This is a genomic window from Kitasatospora sp. NPDC057595 (assembly GCF_042800875.1).
Taxonomy (GTDB): Bacteria; Actinomycetota; Actinomycetes; order Streptomycetales; family Streptomycetaceae; genus Kitasatospora.
In genome coordinates this window covers 42,408-61,242 of the sequence record NZ_JBHVGL010000032.1, presented here as the reverse complement: position 1 = coordinate 61,242, position 18,835 = coordinate 42,408, and the positions used below count along the sequence as shown (strand labels likewise).

Sequence of the window (18,835 nt, the reverse complement as noted above, 5' to 3'; positions counted from 1 at the left end):
CAGCCGCGCCCCGGCCGGCCGCGGCGCCCGCCCCGGAGCCGCCCGCCGGGGCGCGCCGCCGTCCGCCGGCCGGCCCGTAGGTGCCGAGCAGCGCCACCCCGGCCACCGGAACCCCGGTGCGGGAGAGCAGTTCGGCCACCCGGTCGGCCTGTTCCGGAGTGACGTTTCCGCTGCGCACGGTCACCAGCACCGCGTCGGCGTGCTGCACCAGGTCGTAGGCGTCGTTGGCGTGCAGCAGCGGCGAGGTGTCGACCAGGATGACGTCCGCGTGCCGGCGGGCCCGGCGCAGCACCTCGGCGGCCCGCAGCACCAGGGCCGCCGGGTAGGCGGTGGTGTTGCCGCCGGTGATCAGCGAGACGCCGTCGACGTTGGTCGGCCGGATCAGGTCGTCCAGTTCGCCGAGCCGTTCGCCGCTGAGCAGTTCGGCCATGCCCGGCCCGTCACCGACGCCGAGGTGGGCGTGCAGCTGGGGGTGGCGGAAGTCGCAGTCCAGGACGAGCACCTCGCGGCCGGTCTCGGCGAGCGCGGCGGCCAGGTTGGCGATGGTGATGGTCCGGCCGTCGCGGCTGCCGCCGGAGGCGACCAGGACCACCGGCGCGGTCTCGGCGAGCCGACGCGCGACCGCCCGCGCCGGGTCCCGGTCCTCGCCGCCGGCCGGGCGGGCCAGCGAGTCGGGGCCGGTGAGCAGCAGCGTCGAGCGCAGCGAGCGGTACGCCTCGGCGGCCGGGTCGGAGGGCCGGGCGCGCACCAGCGGTTCGCGCACCCGCCGCTGGCGGCGCGACAGGTGCGGCACCTCGCCGATCACCGGCAGGTTGAACGCCTCCTCGACGGCGTTGCGGCTGCGCAGCCTGGTGTCCATCCGGCTGAGCATCAGCGCGGCGACCACGCCGAGCGCCAGGCCGAGCACCACCGCGAGGCCGAGCCGCATGCCGCGGCTGGGGGAGGAGAGCAGGTTGCTGGTGCCCTGCCGGGCGTCGATGCTGCCCCACTGCTGGATGGCGTCGGTCTGGGCGCCGTTGGCCAGCTTGCTGATCGTGGTGAGGGTGGTGGTCAGCGAGGTGGCGGCGGCGGTCAGCTTGGGCTGCAGCTTGGGCTGGTCGGCGGGCGAGGAGCGGTTGTACTGGGCCTGGATGTCGTTCAGCTGCTGCTGCTGGGTGTCCGCCTGGGCCTGCAGCTTCTTGATCGTCTCGGCGGCGCTGCGGGCCGACTCGTCGCTGTAGCCCTTGATGATCGCCGCCGAGTAGGCGGTGGCCAGGTCCGAGCAGGACTGTTTGGTCGGGCCGGTGGTGGCGATGGTCAGCATCTGGGGGCTGTCCGCGGTGACGGTCCGGCGGGCGATCGCCTCGGAGGCGTCGGCGATGCCGAGGGCCTTGGCGGCCGCCGCCGCGACGTCCGCGCCCTGCGCGTAGGAGAGCACCTGGTCGGCGCGGACGGTGTCGCCCGCACCGGCGACCGGGGTGATCGCGACCTTGCACTTCCATTTGGCGTTGTCCACCGTGTCGCCGGCCGGGGTCAGCAGCCAGCCGACGACCAGCGCGGCGAGCGTGCAGCCGACGAGCAGCCGCCAGTAGCGCCGCAGGACGGTGAAGTGGTTTGCCGGTTCCACCGGTTGGATCCCCTCGCGTTCGTGGTGCGGTGGTGCTGTCAGCGCCCGTCGCGCCCCCACGGGAGCACGGCGGGTCCGGGTACCGCTGGGGTGTCACGCCCCGGGGCGTGACCGCTGGGCCCGCACGGGCACGGTGGAATCCCTCGGCTGATGTCGCAACCCGCCCCCCTGACGACTCGCGGACGTACGTCTCGACGACGCGCTCCCCACGGCGTGGCCCGGCCCGGCGGTGCACCGCGAACAGTGCGTGCCGACCGCCGCCCCCGCCGGTCCCCCCGGCGATGCTTCCCGAGCGCCGACGTGCGGCGCAACCTCTTTGGCGATACTGGTCCGGGGAGATCCCGGACGGCCGGGCCCGGAGCGCCGGGATCCGGACAGGGCGCTCCCCGGACCGGCCCGGGCGGGCGCCCCCGGGGCCCGCCCTCCGGCTCTCAGACGGTCCGCAGCCGCAGCGAGCGCTCGTAGAACTCCACCATCTGCGCCGACACCTGATGCAGCGTGAACGAGGTCAGGAACCGCGCCCGCGCCGCCTTCGCCCGCACCCGCGCCGAGGCCCGGTCCTCCAGGGTGTCGGTCAGCGCCGCCGCCAGCTCGGCCGGCCGCTCCGGCGTCACCAGCCGGGCGTAGTCCTCCGAGCCCACCGTCTCGCGCAGCGCCGGCACGTCGGCGGCGACCAGCGGCACCCCGACCCCCATCGCCTCCATCGCCGCGCTGCCCAGCCCCTCCCAGCGGGACGGCACGGCGAACGCGTCGGAGGCCGCCATCAGGTCGAACACGTCGTCGCGCGGCCCGAGGAAGCGCACCCCGGTGGTCGCCGAGGCCAGCGCCTGCAGCCGCTCGCTCTCGATGCCCTCGCTGCCGGCCAGCAGCAGCACCGCCTCCGGCTCGGCGCGCAGCACCTCGGGCCAGGCCTCCAGCAGCACGTCCAGGCCCTTCTGGTACTGCTGACGGGCCGCCGCCAGCACCACCGGCACGTCCGGCGGCAGCTCCAGCGCCGTGCGCACGGCGGCCCGCCGGTCCGGCGTCACCGTGCCGAGGCGCTCCGGGTCGCGCCCGCGCGGCACCACGTCGATCCGCTGGGACGGCACCCGCAGCCGGCGCGCCATCGCCCCGGCCACGTAGCGGGTCAGCGCGTGGAAGCGCCGGGTGCCCTGCGCGGTCGCCGCGTCCACCGTCTGCGCGGCCCGCACCTTCCACGGGCTCAGCCCGCGCGCGTGGCGGTGCTCCGGCCCGTACGACGCGTTGACCAGGCTGGTCACCACCGGGGTGCGGGCGGCCAGCGCGGCCGCCCGCCCGAGCACGTCCGACTCGTACAGCGTGGTGTGCACCAGGTCCGGGCGGCGCTCGCGGACCAGCCGGTGCAGGGCGGCGACGGTGCGCCCCCGGGAGGGCCGGCCGACCCCGAACACGTCCGCCCCGGCCGCGGTGAGCTCCGGCTGGAAGCCGCCGGGGGAGTCCTTGAGGTACGCGACGTCGAGCTTCACCCCGGCCCGCACCAGCTGGGGGGCCATCGCCACCAGACCCTGCTCGGCCCCGCCGACCCGGCTCACGCTGTCGATCACATAGAGCACATGCACAGGCCAACCCCCGCCCTCCTGGGCGCGCCCGGTCTCCCGTGCCGGGACGGCGCCCTGACTGCCGATCAGCATCGCAGGTCGCGACCGGCGCCCGCCAGCGATTCGGCCACACCGGGAGCGGCCCGGGCGGGCCGTCGGCGAACCGTCAGGGGGCGCACGACAGCGCGGAACAGGGCGCGTCGACCCCCCGAAGGGCGTACGACGGCGCCCGCCCGGCGCCTTTCGGGAGTACCCGCGCTGGCGTACGGACCACCGCCGGGTTGCGCGAAGGGGTCGTCCCAGGCGGGAGGCTGTGCCAAGGTCTTTCCCATGCCTGAAGCGACACCGGTCAGGAAGACCGGAACCCGCCCCCGCATCCTGCACCTCATCACCGATCCGCGCCGCCGCGGCGCCCAGGGCCTCGCCCGCGACCTCCACCACGAACTGCGCCGCCGGGGCCAGGCCTCCGCCCTGCGCGCGCTCGCCCCGCACCCGGACGCCCGGCCGGACGCCGCCGACACCCGCTCCACCACCGTCCTCGGCCCCGGCCGCCTCCACCCGCGCACCCTCGGCGCCCTGCGCACCGCCGCCCGCACCGCCGACCTCGTCGTCGCCCACGGATCCTCCACCCTCCCCGCCTGCGCCCTCGCCCTCGCCGGCACCCGCACCCCGTTCGTCTACGTCTCCATCGGCGACCCCCGGCACTGGACGCCCGGCCCGGTCCGCCGGCTGCGCACCGGCGCCCTGCTGCACCGCGCCGCCGCCGTCACCGCCCTCGCCGACGGCGCCCGCGACCTGCTCGTGGAACGCTTCCGGCTGCCCGCCGCCAACGTCCGCACCATCCCCAACGCCCGCGCCGCCGACCACTACCCGCCCGCCCGTGACGAGGCCGACCGGCGCGCCGCCCGCCAGCAGCTGGGCCTGCCGCCGGACGGCCTGCTGGTCGCCTGGGTCGGCGCGATCGCCGCCGAGAAGCGCCTGGACCTCGCCCTCGACGCCCTCGACCGGCTCCCCGACGTGCGGCTCGCCGTGGCGGGCGACGGCCCGCAACGCTCCGCACTGGAGCGACATCCGGCCGCCGCCCGGGCCCACTTCCTGGGCACCCTCGACGACCCGGCACCGCTCTACCGGGCCGTGGACGCCGTCCTGCTCAGCAGCGACAGCGAGGGTGTGCCCGGGGTGCTGATCGAGGCCGCGCTGGCCGGCCTGCCGGCCGTCGCCACCGACGTCGGCTGGGTCGGCTCGGTGGTCCGGGACGGCGTCACCGGAGCGCTGGTCGCCCCCGGCGACCCGCCGGCCCTCGCCGAGGCGCTGGCCAAGGTCCTGGCCGGCGACCGCACCGGGCTCGGGGCCGCCGCCCGCGCCCACGCGCTGGCCCACAACGACCTCGACGTGGTGGCCGACGCCTGGCAGCGGCTGTTCAGCGAGATCTGCGGCAGCGGGGGACCGGGCGGCCTCGGCTGACGCGTCCCGGTGCGCCGGGCCGGGTGCGCCGTTCAGGCGAATCCCGGCCCGACGCACCGGGACGACTGGCCGATGACGTTCCGTCACGGGTCACACTCCCCCCTGTGAAGCCGATCCTTCGAACCACCCTGCTGCTGGCCCTCGCCGCCGGGATCGCCGCGTCCCCGCTCCAGGCCGCCGCCGCCAACCACCGGCCGCCCCGCGAGGGCACCCCGTTCTCCCACCTCAACACCATCCAGCCGGTGCGCGAGAGTGCCCGCACCGAGGCCCTGGAGTTCTTCTGGTACGACTGCGGGCACTCCCAGGCGCTGGAGGAGCCGCTGCGGGCCTGGACCGAGCGCCACCGCTCCGACGTCGACCTGCGCCGGGTGCCGGCCATCTGGCAGGGCAGCCGCGAGGAGGCCGTCCAGCGCGGCCACGCCCGGCTGTACTACACGCTGGAGCGCCTCGGCGAGGTCGACCGCCTGCAGACCGCCACCTTCCGGGCCGTCCACACCGAACGGCGGGACCTCACCAGCGAGGACACCGCCGCCGCCTGGGCGCAGGGCCAGGGCGTCGACCAGCAGCGCTTCCGCGCCGCCTACCGCTCGACCGAGGTGGACCGCGCGGTCGACGAGGCCGCCCGGCTGTTCGTCCGCCACGGCATCAACGAGCTGCCCACCGTGATCGTGCAGGGCGAGTACCGCACCTCGCCGACCAACGCCGGCGGTGTCGAGGCGATGCCCGAGGTGATGGACCACCTCGTCGCCCAGGACCAGCAGCGCCACCCGGCCCACACCCTGCACTGACCCTCCGTCACCACCCCTGACCGCCCCGGCGGGCCGGCCGCACCACGGCCGGCCCGCCTTCTCGCTGCCGGCCGGCCGCTTCGTCGCCCTTCCTCGGCCGGCGGGGCGGATCACCTTCACCGAACCGCCCCCCGGCGGCCACACTCTGTGCCAGAGTGGGGCCGGGCCGCGCCGCCGACGGCGTCAGGAGCCGCCGTGACGGGCCCACTTCTCGATACCGCCGGTACCGGAGAGGGCAGGTGTCCGTGGGGGGACAACGCGCGCCGCTCGTCGACGAGCGCGACAGCAAGACAACGCGGGCCCCGGGGCGCCCGCCGGCCGCCGAGGGGCCGCCGCCGGAGCTGATCTTCAAACGCCGGCTCCGCCCGGGCCGGGTGGCCCGCGAGCTGTGGGGAGCCCGCGAACTCGTCCGCGCGCTCGCCGAACGCGATCTGCGCGCCCGCTACAAGCAGGCCGTGCTCGGCTTCGCCTGGGCGGTGCTCACCCCGCTCGCGCTGTGCGCCATCTTCACCCTGGTGTTCCGCCGGGCCGTGCACGTCGACACCGCGGGCGCCGCGTATCCGCTGTTCGCCTACGTCGGCCTGATCGTCTGGCAGTTCTTCAGCAACACCATGAACCAGGGCGCGCTGAGCCTGGCCAACAACCTCAGCCTGCTCAACAAGGTGTACTGCCCGCGCGAGGTCTTCCCGCTCGCCACCATGCTGGTCGCCACCGTCGACATGCTGATCGGCACCGCCGTGCTCGGTCTGCTGTTCCTGGTCTTCTGGACGGCCCCCGCCGCGACCTTCCTGTGGGTGGTGCCGCTGCTGGGCATCCAGTTCGCCTTCACCTACGGCATCGCCCTGGTCCTGTCGGTGGCCGTGGTGTACCTGCGCGACGTGCGCCACCTGCTGCCGATCATCACCCAGATGGGCGTGTTCGCCACCCCCGTCGCCTATCCGCTGGCCCAGATCCCGGAGCGCCTCCAGGAGGTCTACGTCGGCCTCAACCCGCTCGGCGCCGTGATCGAGGGCTACCGCAACGCCCTGCTGTACGGCCAGGCGCCCGACGCCACGCTCACCACGATCGCCGCGGTCTCCTCGGTGGTGTTCCTGGTCGGCGGTTACCTGCTGTTCAAGAAGCTGGAGACGGGGATCGCCGATGTCGCCTAGCCGGACCCTCCCGCTCGGGACCATCCGCACCGACCAGGTGTGGAAGCGCTTCAAGGCCGACCAGCAGCGGATGCTGCTGCGCGACAAGGTCGAGTCCATGGCCCGCCGGCTGCGCGGCGAGAAGGGCGAGGACTGGCGCTGGGCGCTGCGCGACATCTCGATGCACATCGAGCCGGGCGAGTCGGTCGGCCTGATCGGCTCCAACGGCTCCGGCAAGTCCACCCTGCTCAAGATGCTGACCCGGGTGATGTACCCGTACGGCGGGGTGATCGACGTGCGCGGCCGGATCGGCGCGCTGATCGAGATCCGGGCCGGCATCCACCCCGACCTGACCGGCCGGGAGAACATCTACCTGTTCGGCGCGCTGCTCGGCCTGCGGCGGCGCGAGGTGGCCACCCGCTTCGACGACATCGTGGAGTTCGCCCGGCTCGGCGGGGCCATCGACCGGCAGGTGAAGTTCTACTCCTCGGGCATGCAGATGCGCCTGGGCTTCGCCGTCGCCGCCTACCTGGAGCCGCACGTCCTGCTGGTCGACGAGGTGCTGGCGGTCGGCGACGCGGTGTTCCAGCAGCGCTGCCTGGACCGCATGCGCGAGGTCGCCGAGCAGGGCACCACCATCGTCTTCGTCTCGCACGACCTGCCCGCCGTGGAGTCCATCTGCCGGCGCGGCATCTGGCTGGAGCAGGGCTCGATCCGGGTGGACGCCGGGATCAAGGACGCGATGGCCGGCTACCGCGACTCGATCGAGGCACAGTCCGAGGCCGGCGGCCGCACCGGCGAGCCGGTCCAGCTGCTCAAGCACGAGGTGCGCGGCGCGGACCGGGAGAGCCTCACCACCGACGAGCCGATGACCGTCGAGCTCACCCTCGGCGGCGACTACCGCGGCGACGCGACCCTGCACCTGGGCGTCAGTGAGGGCACCTCCAGCCCGATCTTCCAGATCAGCCACGAGATCCGGCTGGCCGGCGGGGACCACGAGGTGACCTGCGTGATCCCCCGGCTGCCGCTGCCGCGCGGCCGGTACACGCTGTGGACCGGCGTCTACAGCATCGGCAGGACCGACGGCGGCACGCTGATGAGCTGGCACTCGGCCGGCCAGTTCGACGTCTTCGGCCCGATGCTGGACTCCCCGCCGCGCGCCGTCGTGCTGGCCGCGCCGGTCTTCGTCCCGCACCACTGGGAGGAGTGAGGCGTGCGACCGGTCCGGCTGCTCGTCCATCTCAACAACCTGGCCCTGGGCGGCGCCCAGCTCAACGCGGTCGACATCGCCCGCACCCTGCGCGACCGCGGCCACGACCCGGTGCTGTTCGCCCAGGGCGTCGCCGGCCCGGCGCCGCTGGTCGACGTCGCCGCCGGGCACGGCCTGGACGTGGTGGTGGCGGGCGGTCCCGACACCCCGCACGCCGACGTCCGGCGCCGGCTGGGCCGGCTGGCCGCCGAGCACGGCAGCCAACTGCTGCACGCCTGGGAGGTCCGGGCGGCCCGCAACTCCTACTTCGGGCCCGGGCGTTACGGCCGGCTGCCGGTGGTCACCACCTTCTACGGCATCCGGATGCTGCGCGGCCTGCCCCGGCACCAGCCGCTGGTGCTGGGCCTGGGCGCGCTGATGGGCGACGGCCGGGCCTTCGGCCACCGGGACGTCAGCCTCATCGAGCCGCCGGTGAACACCGCCACGGACGCCCCCGGGCTGGTCGACGGGGCGGCGTTCCGGCGCGAACACGGCATCGGCGACGAGGAGTTGCTGCTGGTCATCGTCACCCGGCTGGTCCCCGCGCTGGAGAAGGACGCCGGCGCGGAGCTCACCGTGGACGCCGTCCGGCAGCTGGACGACCCGCGCGTGCGGCTGGTGATCGTCGGCGCCGGGCCCAGCCTGGAGCCGCTGCGCGCCCGGGCGGCCGCCGTCAACGCGGCACTCGGCCGCCGGGCGGTGCTGGTCCCCGGGCAGCTGGCCGACCCGCGCCCGGCCTACCAGGCCGCCGACGTCGTCCTCGGCATGGGCGGGTCGGCGCTGCGCGGCCTCGCCTTCGGCAAGCCGGTGGTGGTGCACGGCGCGGCCGGCTACACCGCGGTGCACGAGCCGGGCCAGCGGGTCGAGCCGCACGCCTCGCGCTGCATGTACGGCTTCGGCGACGGCTCGCGCGACCCCGGGGCACTGGCCGGACAGCTGCGCGGGCTGCTGGACGACCCGGCGCGCCGGGCCGAACTGGGCGACTGGGGGCGGCAGTGGGTGGTCGGCCGGTTCTCGCTGGAGAGCGTGACCAGTTCCTTCGAGGACCTCTACGCCCGGGTGCTGGCCCGGCCGGGCCGGGCGGTGGGCTGGCTGAAAGACCTGGAGCAGATGACCCGGTACGAGTTCACCAAGCCGGCCGCGCTGCGGCTGCTGGGGCGGTGACGCGGGCGACGTCGCGCGACCGGCGGGTGCCCGGGCCTCCTCGTCCGGCGCGGCCCGCCCCGGTTCAGTACGTCCGGCCTTTCCAGGCCGCGCCCCGGCCCCGCCAGTGCTGCACCGCCGAGTCGACCGTCATCAGCAGGTAGAGCGAGGCGGTGAACGGCAGCAGCAGCGCGGCCACCGGCGGCTGCCCGTAGTAGCGCAGCATCGGTACGAAGGTCCCCGCCATCAGGGCCCAGGCCGCCGCGCCCGCCGCCGCCACCGGCCACGCGCCCCCCGCGAGCCCCGCCACCGTCGCCACCGGCGGCACCAGGTAGACCAGCGCCAGCCCCAGCACCGTCCCCAGCAGCAGCACCGGCGAGTGCCGCAGCTGGGCGTACGCGCTGCGCGACACCATCCGCCACAGCAGGGCGAGGCGCGGGTACGGCCGCACGCTGTCCACCTGCTCCGCGAGCCCCAGCCAGGTCCGGCCCCCGGTGGCCTTCACCGCCCGGGCCAGCGACACGTCGTCGATCACCGCGCCCCGGATCGCCGCCACCCCGCCCGCCCGCTCCAGGGCCTCCCGCCGCACCAGCGAGCAGCCGCCCGCCGCCGCGGCCGTCCGTCCACCGGGCCGGTTGCTCCACCGGAACGGGTACAGCTGGGCGAAGAAGTACACGAAGGCCGGTACGATCAGCCGCTCCCAGCCGGTCTCCACCCGCAGCCGGGCCATCTGCGACACCAGGTCCAGCCGGTTCTCCTGCGCGGCGGCCACCAGCTCGGCCAGCGAGTCCGGTCCGTGCGCGATGTCCGCGTCCGTCAGCAGCAGGTACTCGGCGTCCGGACCGGCCAGCTCCACCCCGTGCCGCAGCGCCCACAGCTTGCCCGTCCACCCCGGCGGCAGCGGGGGAGGTGTGGTCACCGTCAGCTCCAGGCCGCCGGGGGCGGCGAGCGAACGCGCCAGCGCGCCCGTCCCGTCCGTGCTGTGGTCGTCCACCAGCACCACCCGGGCCCGTCCCGGGTACTTCTGAGCCAGCAGGCCCGGCAGCGACAGCGGTAGCACCTCGGCCTCGTCCCGGGCCGGCACCACCACCGCCACCTGCGGCCAGCGCTCCGGCGGCCGGCGCGGCGGCAATCGGACATCGGTGCGCCAGAACAACCCGTGGCAGCCCGCCAGCCAGAGCCAGACCAGCAGGGAGAGCGCGGCGATCCACAGCAGGACGGTCACCCGGGCAGTCTGCCGCACGCGGGGCCCGGCGCGGGCCATCGACTAAAGTCTTGACCCGTGAAGATCGCACTGATGGACTCGGGAATCGGCCTGCTGGCCGCCGCCGCCGCACTCCGGGCGCTGCGTCCGGACGTCGATCTGGTGCTCTCCTCCAACCCCGCCTCGATGCCCTGGGGGCCGCGCACGCCCGAGGAGGTCACCGAGCTCGCCCTCGGCTGCGCCCGGGCCGCCGCCGCGCACCGGCCGGACGCGCTGATCGTCGCCTGCAACACCGCCTCGGTGCACGCGCTCGCCGCCCTGCGCGCCGAACTGGAGCCCGCGCTGCCGGTCATCGGCACCGTCCCGGCGATCAAGCCGGCCGCCGCCCTCGGCGGCCCGGTCGCCATCTGGGCCACCCCCGCCACCACCGGCAGCGCCTACCAGCGCGGGCTGATCCGCGACTTCGCCGGAACGGCCGACGTCACCGAGGTCGCCTGCCCCGGGCTCGCCGACGCCGTCGAGCACGGCGACGACGCGGCCATCGAGGCGGCCATCGCCGCCGCGGCCGCCCGCACCCCGGCCGGCACGGCGGCCGTCGTCCTCGGCTGCACCCACTACGAACTGGTCGCCGACCGCATCCGCGCCGCCGTCGCCCCGACCTCCCTGCCCTCGCTCACCCTGCACGGCTCCGCCGACCCGGTCGCCGCCCAGGCCCTGCGCCGCGTCCTCGACCCCACCCGCGAGGGCACCGGCACCCTCACCGTCCTCCACGCCGGCACCCCCGCCACCCTCCCCCCGGCCGCCCTCGCCTACCCCCAGACCCTCCCCCTCACCGCCCCCACCGCCTGACCCACCCGCCCGGCGCCCCCGGCCCGCGCCGCCGCGGCCGACTTCGTCGAGCCGGCAGGCGCTGCGCGTTCGGGCCCGTCGCGCCGCAGAGGCTTCCCCACCTCTGCCGATGAGGCCGCTTCACGTCGCCCGATGAGGGCTCCCGGCCGGAGCCGGAGCATGCCGGCACACCCACGCCATGCCGCCGGGACCCCCATGGGGAGCCGTCGGGCCGCGCCGACTTTTGCTGCGGTGGCTGGCGAGTGCTTGGTGGGTCTGGTGGGTGGCGGCCTTCCCCCGACGGCGGATGCGCCGCCGTGCGGGGTGGGTAGCCGGGTGACCTGAGGGGGCGGGCAGCAGCAGCTGCCCATGGCCGCTTGGTGGCGCGCGCCGACCCGGGCTGGCTGTGGTGGTGTGGAAAGTCGGCGGGGTCGACTTTCTGTGCGGCGGAGTTGGCCGGCCTGACTTCTGGCGGTGGTCGTGGTGTTGCCGGTGGCAGCCGCCTGCGCCGGTTCGCCGGCGGGGGAAGTCGACGGGGCCGACTTCTGGTGCGGTGGCGGGCGAGAGCCCTGGTGGGGCCGACTTCTCCGGGTGGGCGCAGGAAGTCGGTGGGGCGACTTCCTGCGCGGGGTGAGGGGGAGGGTCAGGCGGCGTGGCCGCGCCAGCGGCGGTAGGCGGGTTCGAGGCCCGAGAGGATGGTGTCGAACCGGCGGGTGCTGGTGGTGGAGTCCACCTGGAGGCGGCTGATCTGGAGGGGGTGGGTGGGGAGCCGGGGGCCGAGGCGGTGGTCGGAGAGGAAGCCCAGCCGGTAGCCGAGTTCCTGCAGGACGGTCTCGGCCCGGACGTCGTGGCCGCCGTCGGGGTAGGCGAAGGCGATCGGGGGTTCGCCGAGCCAGCGGGTGAGGGCCTCGTGGGCGCCGGTGATCTCCGTCCGGACGGTGGCGTCGTCGCAGCGGCCCAGGCACGGGTGCCCCTGGGTGTGGTTGCCGATGGCGACGCCGCCCTCGCGCAGGGCGAGCAGGTCGGCGGGGGTGAGCTGTTCCTGGCCGGGCGGGCGCCGGTCGGCGCTGACCCGTAGCTCGTGGAGGCTGCGCCGGCGGTCCGGGTCGGGCATCGCCTTGAGCCGGCGGAGCAGCTGCGAGGGGTGGCCGCAGTCGAGTGAGCGGGCGCGGCCGCCGTGCCGGGCGAGGAAGTCGGCCTCGTGCCACCAGAACGGTTTTTCGGTGCCGATCAGTTCGGAGATGACGAAGGCGGCGGCCGGGATGCCGCGTTCGATCAGTGCGGGCAGCGCGTGGGTGAGGACGCTGCGGTCGGCGTCGTCGAAGGTCACCAGCACGCTGCGGGCGGGCAGCGGGCGCCGTTCGGCGACGGCCTGCTGCACGGCGGCCAGCGAGACGGGGGTCGCGAGTCTTCGCAGCCGGTCCAGCTGGGCGCCGAACGAGCGGGGGTCGGTCACCCCGTGGTAGGCGAGGACGGCGAGCCGCTGCGCCGCCCGGGCGCGGAACAGCGGCTGGACGGGGGCGAACCGCAGCCACTCGCCGCGCGCGTCGGCCGAGTGGCCGGCCGGATGGTCGACCCGCTCGGGCTCGGCCGGCCGGTGGGCGGGCGGGGCGCAGGTGCGGGTGGCGGTGGAGCGCAGGGCCCGGCCGCCCGGCGGGAGGACGGCGGGCGGCCGCGCGGCCGGCGGTGTGGCGATCGGCTGCCCGTCGATCGTCACGGTGTCGGGTCCGGGCGGTGCTGCGGTGGTCGGCGGGGGCCGCAGATCCGACAGGGCGGTCACCACGGCCCTGGTGCGGGCCGTGGGGCCGGAGGTCGACGTCGTGGAATGGGACTGCGGCACGGTTCCCCCTCGGTCGCCGATGCGGCGTGGCGGTACCGCCGGAGGACGGAGCCCGGCCTCCGACTCCAGGGCACGGCGGCTCCGCCCCCTGGGTATGTCCGGTCCACGGCGGGGACTCCCAACCCGCACCGCGGACGGCTCCTGGATCGCTCAATGTAAGGGAGACAGCTACGCCCCGTTGATGGTTGTACCGGACGGGCAAGGTTTTTTCGCACACCGGGAACCATTCCGGGACCAGCTCGAGACGAGCCCGGGACACCTCCCGGGCACCTCCGGAAGTCCTTCAAAAGTCCTCCGGAACTCCTCCGGAAGGCCTTCGCAACACCTCCTCGAACACCCGCCTCTCCGTCCGCGATCGTCACTCGGGGTGTCCGCCCGATCGCGCCCAGCATGCTGCCGGTGCGGCGGTGCCGGGGTACCTTGGGCTCATGGCAGATGCGGAACGTGATCACTTCCCGCCGCACGGCGCGACCCGGATGGCCCGGTACTGTCACGGTGGCCCGCTGGTCACCCACCAGGTGCCGCTCGCGCTGGTGGGCCTGGCCTGCCTCGCGCTGGGGATCGTGGTGGCGGTCGTGGTTCCGGACAGTGACGGTCCGGCGTGGGCGATGGCGGTGGCGGGCTGCCTGGCGGCCGGGGTGCTGCTGCTCGGCCGGATCGGTTTCGCGCTGTTCCGCCGCCGCCGCGCGGCGGCCTGAGAGCGGAGCGCCGACCGGCCGGATCCGGGCCCGCGTTCGGAATCACTCGAACATCGCTCACCCGATCGAGTTCAACCGGTCAGATCGGCAGGTTTTCAGCCCATCTGCCAACTCCTTCTCGCTTCTTTCACAATTCCAGGGCACCAGCCCCACAGTTCCCCCTACTGTGATGTCCGTCCGGGGCGCCAACCGCCCCGGATGCGAGGCCACTTGCCGGCGCCGGGGAGGGTGCCGCAGAGGGGGGAACGATGAGCGGCACCGCCGCGCCCGGAACGGCCCCGGTCGGCGGGGGCATCCGGGCCCAGGTGAAACGCCAGCTGGCACGCCGGGCCGGAACCAGCCCCGGCGAGGGCGCCACGGTGCTGATCTACCACCGGGTGGGCGGCGGCAGCCCGGACGAGCTGGACGTGTCCGCCGCCGACTTCGCCGCCCAGGCCGACCTGCTCGCCGCGCTGCCGCCCGGGCGGGTGGTCTCCCTCGACGAGGCCACCGACCGGATCGAGGCCGGCCGCAGCACCCCGAGCGTCGTCCTCACCTTCGACGACGGCTTCGCGGACGTCTACGACAACGCCTGGCCGCTGCTGCGCGAGCGCGGCCTGCCGTTCACCGTCTACCTGGCCAGCGGCCACGTCGGCGGCGAGATGCGCTGGGAGGGCTCCACCGCCAAGGCGACCGGCGCCCCCGCGCTCAGCTGGGCGCAGCTGCGCGAGATGACCGCCTCCGGCCTGTGCACGGTCGCCAACCACACCCGCACCCACGCCCGCCCCGAACTGCTCTCCACCGCCGAGCTGGACGCCTGCGGCGACGACGTCGAGGAGCACCTGGGCGTGCGCCCCAGCCACTACGCCTACACCTGGGGCGTGCCGGTCCCGCACATGGAACCGGCCCTGCGGGCCCGCTTCCGGACGGCCGCGACCGGCGAGGTCGGCCGCAACACCCCCGGCATGGACCCGGTCCGGCTGCGCCGGGTGCCGGTGCGCCGCACCGACCCGATCGACTTCTTCCGCGCCAAGCTCCACGGCCGCCTGCTCCCCGAGCTCGCCTACGCCCGGATCGTCGCCACCGCGAAGGCGGTGGGCGCCCGTGCCTGAGAGCCGGATCCCGCCGCGGCTGCGCGGCCCCGGCGGCCGCCCGCTGCGGGTCGCCCACCTCACCACCGTCGACATGAGCCTGCAACTGCTGCTCGCCACCGAGCTGAAGGTCGACCTGGAGGCCGGTTTCCAGACCTACGGGATCAGCGCGCCCGGCCCGTACGTCCCCGAGCTGGAGGCGATCGGGGTGCGTCACGAGCCGCTGCACGCGCTGACCCGGGCCTGGGAGCCGCGCGCCGACGCCGCCGCCGCCCGCGAACTGCTCGCCGTGCTCGACCGGATCCGCCCGGACGTGCTGCACACCCACAACCCGAAGACCGGCGTGCTCGGCCGGGTGCTCGGCCGGCTCGCCCGCGTGCCGGTCGTCGTCAACACCTGCCACGGTCTCTGGGCGCAGGCCCACGACCCGCTCGCCAAACGGGCGTTCGTGCTGGGCGCGGAGGCCTTCGCCGCCCGCTTCTCGCACGCCGAGCTGTACCAGAACGGCGAGGACCGCCGCACCCTGGCCCGCGCCGTCCCGGCCCGCCGCTCGCGGGTGGTCGGCAACGGCGTGGACCTCACCCGCTTCGCCACCGACCCGGGCGAACACGCCCGCATCCGCGCCGGGCTGCGTGCCGAACTCGGCGTCGGGCCGGACGAGCTGCTGGTCGGCGGGGTCGGCCGGCGGGTCGCCGAGAAGGGCATCCGGGAGTACGCGCAGGCGGCCCGGGCGCTGGCCGGCAAGGCCCGGTTCGTCTGGATCGGCCCGGAGGACCCGGACAAGCCGGATGCCCACGGGGCCGAGTCGGGCGTCTCCTTCCTCGGCCCGCGCGGCGACATGCCCGCCGTCTACGCGGCCCTCGACGTCTTCGTGCTCCCCTCCTACCGGGAGGGGTTCTCCCGCTCCGCCATGGAGGCCGCCGCCGGCGGCCTGCCGATGGTGCTCAGCGACATCCGCGGCTGCCGCGAGATCGGCACCCACGACGAGCACCTGCTCCTCGCCCCGCCCGGCGACGCCCGGGCCCTCACCACCGCGCTGGACCGGCTTCTCACCGAGCCCGGTCTGCGCGAGCGCCTCGGTACGGCGGCCCGCCGCCGCGCCACGGCGCAGTTCGACCAGCGGGCGGTCGCCGCCGTCTCGCTGGCGACCTACGCGGCCGTCGCCCGCGCCAAGGGACTGCCCTGGACGGTCGGCTGAGCCCATCCACGACCCACACCACCGCATCAGGGGGGAAGGACCATGAAGCGAGGGGGGGACCTCGTGATCACCGTCCTGGCCGGGATCGTCGCGATTCCGCTGGGACTGCTGATCGCCCTGCTGATCCGCTGCACGATGGGCGGACCGGTGCTCTTCCGGCAGACCCGGACGGGGCTGCACGGCAAGGAGTTCGAGATCCTCAAGTTCCGCACCATGCGGGACAGGCGTTTCCCCGAGGAGCCGGACGCTCCCCGGATCACCCGGCTCGGTGAGCTGCTGCGCCGCACCAGCCTGGACGAGCTGCCGCAGCTGTGGAACGTCGCGCGCGGCGAGATGGGCGTGATCGGGCCCCGGCCCACCCTGCCCGAGCAGGTCGTCCACTACTCCACCCGGCAGCGCGGGCGGCTCGACGTCCGGCCCGGCCTGACCGGCTGGGCGCAGGTGCGCGGCCGCAACTCCATCACCTGGCCCGAGCGGATCGAGCTCGACCTCTGGTACGTGGGCAACCGTTCGCTCGGGCTCGACCTGCGGATCCTGCTGCTGACCGTCAAGGTGCTGCTGCGCCCGGCCGGGATCACCGCGGCCGGCGGCGTCAACCCGGGCTTCCCGGCGCCCACCGAGCCCGCCGACACCGGCGCCCCGGCACCGACGGCCCCGGACCACCGGGCGCCCGCCCTCGAACGGGCACCCGCCTTCGAACGTGCCGCCGCCGTCGAACGCGCTCCCGCCGTGATCGGCCTGCCCCGGCAGAGCACGGCGCCCCGGCCGGTCGCGCCGGCGCGCACGGTCCCGTCCCGGCCGTCGCCCCTGCACGCGGCCGTCGAGGAGGCGTCCTGACCACCGGAACGGGCAGGATGGCCCCCGTGCTCCCCGAAACCGCCCCCGACGGGCTCTGGATCGCCGGCGCCGGGGGCGTCGGCCGCGAGGCGCTGGACACCGCGCTCGCGGCCGGCGTCCCGGTCGCGGGCTTCCTCGACGACCACCGGCACGGCGCCACCGTCCGCGGCCTGCCGGTCCGCAGGCCCGCCGAACTCGCACCCGGCGACCGCTACCTGGTCGGGATCGCCGACCCGGCCGTCCGGCGGCGACTCACCGCCCTGCTGGACGGCCTCGGCGCCGCACCGGTCACCCTGGTCCACCCCCGGGCGCTGATCGCCCCGGACACCGTGCTCGGCCCGGGCTGCCTGGTGATGGGCGGCGCGTACGTGTCCAGCAGCGTGCGGCTCGGTGCGCACAGCCAGGTCCACTACAACGCGACGGTCGGGCACGACGCCGTGCTCGGCGAGCGGGTGACGGTCTACCCGGGGGGGAACGTCTCGGGCGCCGTGCTGCTGGCGGACGGCGCCACCGTCGGCTCCAACGCCGTGGTCCTGCAGGGCCGCAAGGTCGGCGAGGACGCCTTCGTGGGCGCGGCGGCCGTGGTCACCAGGGACGTGCCGCCCGGTGAGGTGGTGGTGGGCTCCCCGGCCCGCCCGTTGCGCCGGGACTGACCCGGCGGCGCCCGGATAGGGTGCGGACCATGGCCATTCCCGAGTTCCTCGCCGACCTCCGCGCCGTGGTCGGCCCCCGCATGCTCTGGCTCAGCGCCGTCGTCGCGGTCGTCCTGGACGACGACGGCCGGGTGCTGCTCGTCCAGCGCGCCGACGACGGCAGCTGGACGCCGCCCGGCGGCATCCTCGACCCGGGCGAGCAGCCCGCCGACGGCGCGGTCCGCGAGTGCCTGGAGGAGAGCGGGGTGATCGCCGCTCCGGAGCGGCTGGTGGCGGTCACCGTCTCGCCGGAGATCACCTATCCCAACGGTGACATGACGCGGTACCTGGAGCTCGTCTTCCACTGCCGCCCGACGGGCGGCGAGGTCCGGCTGGACGAGGACGAGACCCTGGCGGTCGGCTGGTACGCCCTGGACGCGCTGCCGCCGATGGGCGAGAAGGAACTCGCCTGGATCCACCGGGCGGTGGCCGGCCACGCCGAGGCGGGCTTCGAGTGGAACGGCCTGCCGCGCCCCTGACCGGAGGCTCGCGGCCCGGACACGCCCTACAGCCCGCGGAACCAGTCCGCCGTCCGCTCCAGCCCCTCGCGCAGCGGCACCGGCCGGACGTCCGGGAACAGCTCGCGCAGCCGCGCGTTGTCGGCCTGCGAGTCCCGGACGTCGCCGGGCCGCGGGTCGACGTGCGCCACCTCGACGGGGTGGCCGAGCACCGACTCCAGCTCGCCGATCAGCTCCAGCAGCGAGGTGCGGGTGCCGAAGGCCAGGTTGACCGGGTCGGCGTGCACCACCCGGCGCAGCACCGCCTCGGTGATCACCTGGGTGACGGTGCCGACGAAGGTGAAGTCCCGGCTCTGCCCGCCGTCCCCGTGCACGGTCAGCGGCCGCCCGGCCAGCGCGGCGTCCAGGAAGGCCGGGACGACGGCGGCGTAGGCGTGCCCGGCGGGCTGCAGCGGGCCGAAGACGTTGAAGAACCGCAGCGGGAGCACCCCGAGCCCGTAGCAGTGGTGGTAGGCCGCCAGGTAGGACTCGGTCGCGAGCTTGCTGACCGCGTACGGGCTCATCGGCGCGGTGCGCATGGTCTCCCGCTTGGGCAGCTCGCGGTTGGCGCCGTAGACGGAGGAGGAGGACGCGGCGGCCACGTAGAGGCCCCCGGCGCGGCGGGCCGCCTCCAGCACCTCCAGGGTGCCGGTGGCGTTGGCGTGGTGGCTGGCCAGCGGGTCGGCCACCGAGCGGGGCACGGACGGCAGCGCGGCGAGGTGGACGACGGCGTCGGCGCCGGCGAAGGCCTCGTCCAGCAGCGCCGGGTCGAGGACGGAGCCCTCGTGGAGCACGGCGCCGGTGCCGTCCAGGTTGGTCTTGTGCCCGGTGGAGAGGTCGTCCACGACGCGGACCTGGTCCACCTCGGGCCGGGCCAGCAGCGCCCGGACCAGGTTGGCCCCGATGAATCCGGCTCCGCCGGTGACGACCACGCGCATGGCTGAGGTTCCCCCCTCACGACCGGCCGGCCCCGCGGCCGGTCCTGCGCCGATGGTAGCCGCGCGGTCACCCGCCGTGGGCCGGATCCCGGAGAAC

The 18,835-nt window shown here is 75.5% G+C and carries 17 protein-coding genes; 12 read left to right on the top strand and 5 right to left on the bottom strand.

Translation table 11 applies throughout. The features are described 5' to 3' along the window. Nucleotides 1-1,606: tyrosine-protein kinase family protein (locus ACFU9E_RS32875; protein ID WP_380715567.1), on the bottom strand; the 1,606-nt coding region annotated here is incomplete at its 3' end. 431 nt (nt 1,607-2,037) lie between these two features. Beyond that, nucleotides 2,038-3,168: a glycosyltransferase family 4 protein gene (locus tag ACFU9E_RS32870; RefSeq protein ID WP_380688831.1), complete on the bottom strand. Its 1,131-nt coding sequence runs from the start codon at nt 3,166-3,168 to the stop codon at nt 2,038-2,040. A gap of 324 nt (nt 3,169-3,492) precedes the next feature. Here ACFU9E_RS32870 and ACFU9E_RS32865 point away from each other — a divergent pair, with 324 nt between their 5' ends. The 5 genes from ACFU9E_RS32865 to ACFU9E_RS32845 all read left to right on the top strand — a co-directional run bounded on the left by ACFU9E_RS32865 (nt 3,493) and on the right by ACFU9E_RS32845 (nt 8,957). Next, nucleotides 3,493-4,626, top strand: a complete 1,134-nt coding sequence (locus ACFU9E_RS32865) for a glycosyltransferase family 4 protein (RefSeq protein WP_380688833.1) — start codon at nt 3,493-3,495, stop codon at nt 4,624-4,626. Nucleotides 4,627-4,730: 104 nt separating this feature from the next. After that, nucleotides 4,731-5,414 (top strand): thiol:disulfide interchange protein DsbA/DsbL, encoded by a 684-nt coding sequence (locus tag ACFU9E_RS32860; protein WP_380715565.1) that lies wholly within the window; start codon nt 4,731-4,733, stop codon nt 5,412-5,414. Nucleotides 5,415-5,653: 239 nt separating this feature from the next. Further along, nucleotides 5,654-6,565 (top strand): ABC transporter permease, encoded by a 912-nt coding sequence (locus ACFU9E_RS32855; RefSeq protein ID WP_380715563.1) that lies wholly within the window; start codon nt 5,654-5,656, stop codon nt 6,563-6,565. Further along, complete coding sequence (locus ACFU9E_RS32850) at nt 6,555-7,754, top strand: polysaccharide ABC transporter ATP-binding protein (protein WP_380684068.1); 1,200 nt, start codon at nt 6,555-6,557, stop codon at nt 7,752-7,754. The genes ACFU9E_RS32855 and ACFU9E_RS32850 overlap by 11 nt, the downstream gene beginning before the upstream one ends. A gap of 3 nt (nt 7,755-7,757) precedes the next feature. Continuing rightward, nucleotides 7,758-8,957 carry a glycosyltransferase family 4 protein gene (locus ACFU9E_RS32845; RefSeq protein ID WP_380684069.1) on the top strand — a complete coding sequence of 400 codons (1,200 nt, stop codon included), beginning with the start codon at nt 7,758-7,760 and terminating at the stop codon, nt 8,955-8,957. 64 nt (nt 8,958-9,021) lie between these two features. Here ACFU9E_RS32845 and ACFU9E_RS32840 read toward each other — a convergent pair whose 3' ends face one another. After that, complete coding sequence (locus tag ACFU9E_RS32840) at nt 9,022-10,152, bottom strand: glycosyltransferase (protein ID WP_380684082.1); 1,131 nt, start codon at nt 10,150-10,152, stop codon at nt 9,022-9,024. A 66-nt stretch (nt 10,153-10,218) separates the two neighbouring features. Between ACFU9E_RS32840 and ACFU9E_RS32835 the strand changes: the two genes are divergently transcribed. Further along, complete coding sequence (locus ACFU9E_RS32835; RefSeq protein WP_380684070.1) at nt 10,219-10,989, top strand: glutamate racemase; 771 nt, start codon at nt 10,219-10,221, stop codon at nt 10,987-10,989. 622 nt (nt 10,990-11,611) lie between these two features. On the opposite strand, the gene ACFU9E_RS32830 is transcribed toward ACFU9E_RS32835, so the two are convergent. Continuing rightward, complete coding sequence (locus tag ACFU9E_RS32830; protein WP_380684071.1) at nt 11,612-12,808, bottom strand: polysaccharide deacetylase family protein; 1,197 nt, start codon at nt 12,806-12,808, stop codon at nt 11,612-11,614. Nucleotides 12,809-13,236: 428 nt separating this feature from the next. Between ACFU9E_RS32830 and ACFU9E_RS32825 the strand changes: the two genes are divergently transcribed. From ACFU9E_RS32825 to ACFU9E_RS32800, 6 genes are all read left to right on the top strand, one after another. Continuing rightward, a complete protein-coding gene (locus tag ACFU9E_RS32825; protein ID WP_380684073.1) occupies nt 13,237-13,506 on the top strand; it encodes a hypothetical protein in 270 nt (89 codons plus the stop codon). Nucleotides 13,507-13,754: 248 nt separating this feature from the next. After that, the gene (locus ACFU9E_RS32820; RefSeq protein ID WP_380684074.1) at nt 13,755-14,597 is read left to right on the top strand and encodes a polysaccharide deacetylase family protein; all 843 of its coding nucleotides are present in this window, start codon (nt 13,755-13,757) and stop codon (nt 14,595-14,597) included. Then, nucleotides 14,590-15,774, top strand: coding sequence for a glycosyltransferase family 4 protein (locus tag ACFU9E_RS32815; RefSeq protein WP_380684075.1), 1,185 nt, complete (start codon nt 14,590-14,592; stop codon nt 15,772-15,774). The genes ACFU9E_RS32820 and ACFU9E_RS32815 overlap by 8 nt, the downstream gene beginning before the upstream one ends. A gap of 42 nt (nt 15,775-15,816) precedes the next feature. Next, entirely contained in the window at nt 15,817-16,611 is a 795-nt protein-coding gene (locus ACFU9E_RS32810) for a sugar transferase (RefSeq protein ID WP_380684076.1), read from the top strand. A 26-nt stretch (nt 16,612-16,637) separates the two neighbouring features. Next, entirely contained in the window at nt 16,638-17,264 is a 627-nt protein-coding gene (locus ACFU9E_RS32805; RefSeq protein ID WP_380684077.1) for an acetyltransferase, read from the top strand. A gap of 29 nt (nt 17,265-17,293) precedes the next feature. Beyond that, entirely contained in the window at nt 17,294-17,782 is a 489-nt protein-coding gene (locus ACFU9E_RS32800) for an NUDIX domain-containing protein (RefSeq protein WP_380684078.1), read from the top strand. Nucleotides 17,783-17,808: 26 nt separating this feature from the next. On the opposite strand, the gene ACFU9E_RS32795 is transcribed toward ACFU9E_RS32800, so the two are convergent. Next, the gene (locus tag ACFU9E_RS32795; RefSeq protein ID WP_380684079.1) at nt 17,809-18,738 is read right to left on the bottom strand and encodes an NAD-dependent epimerase/dehydratase family protein; all 930 of its coding nucleotides are present in this window, start codon (nt 18,736-18,738) and stop codon (nt 17,809-17,811) included. Nucleotides 18,739-18,835: the final 97 nt, after the last annotated feature.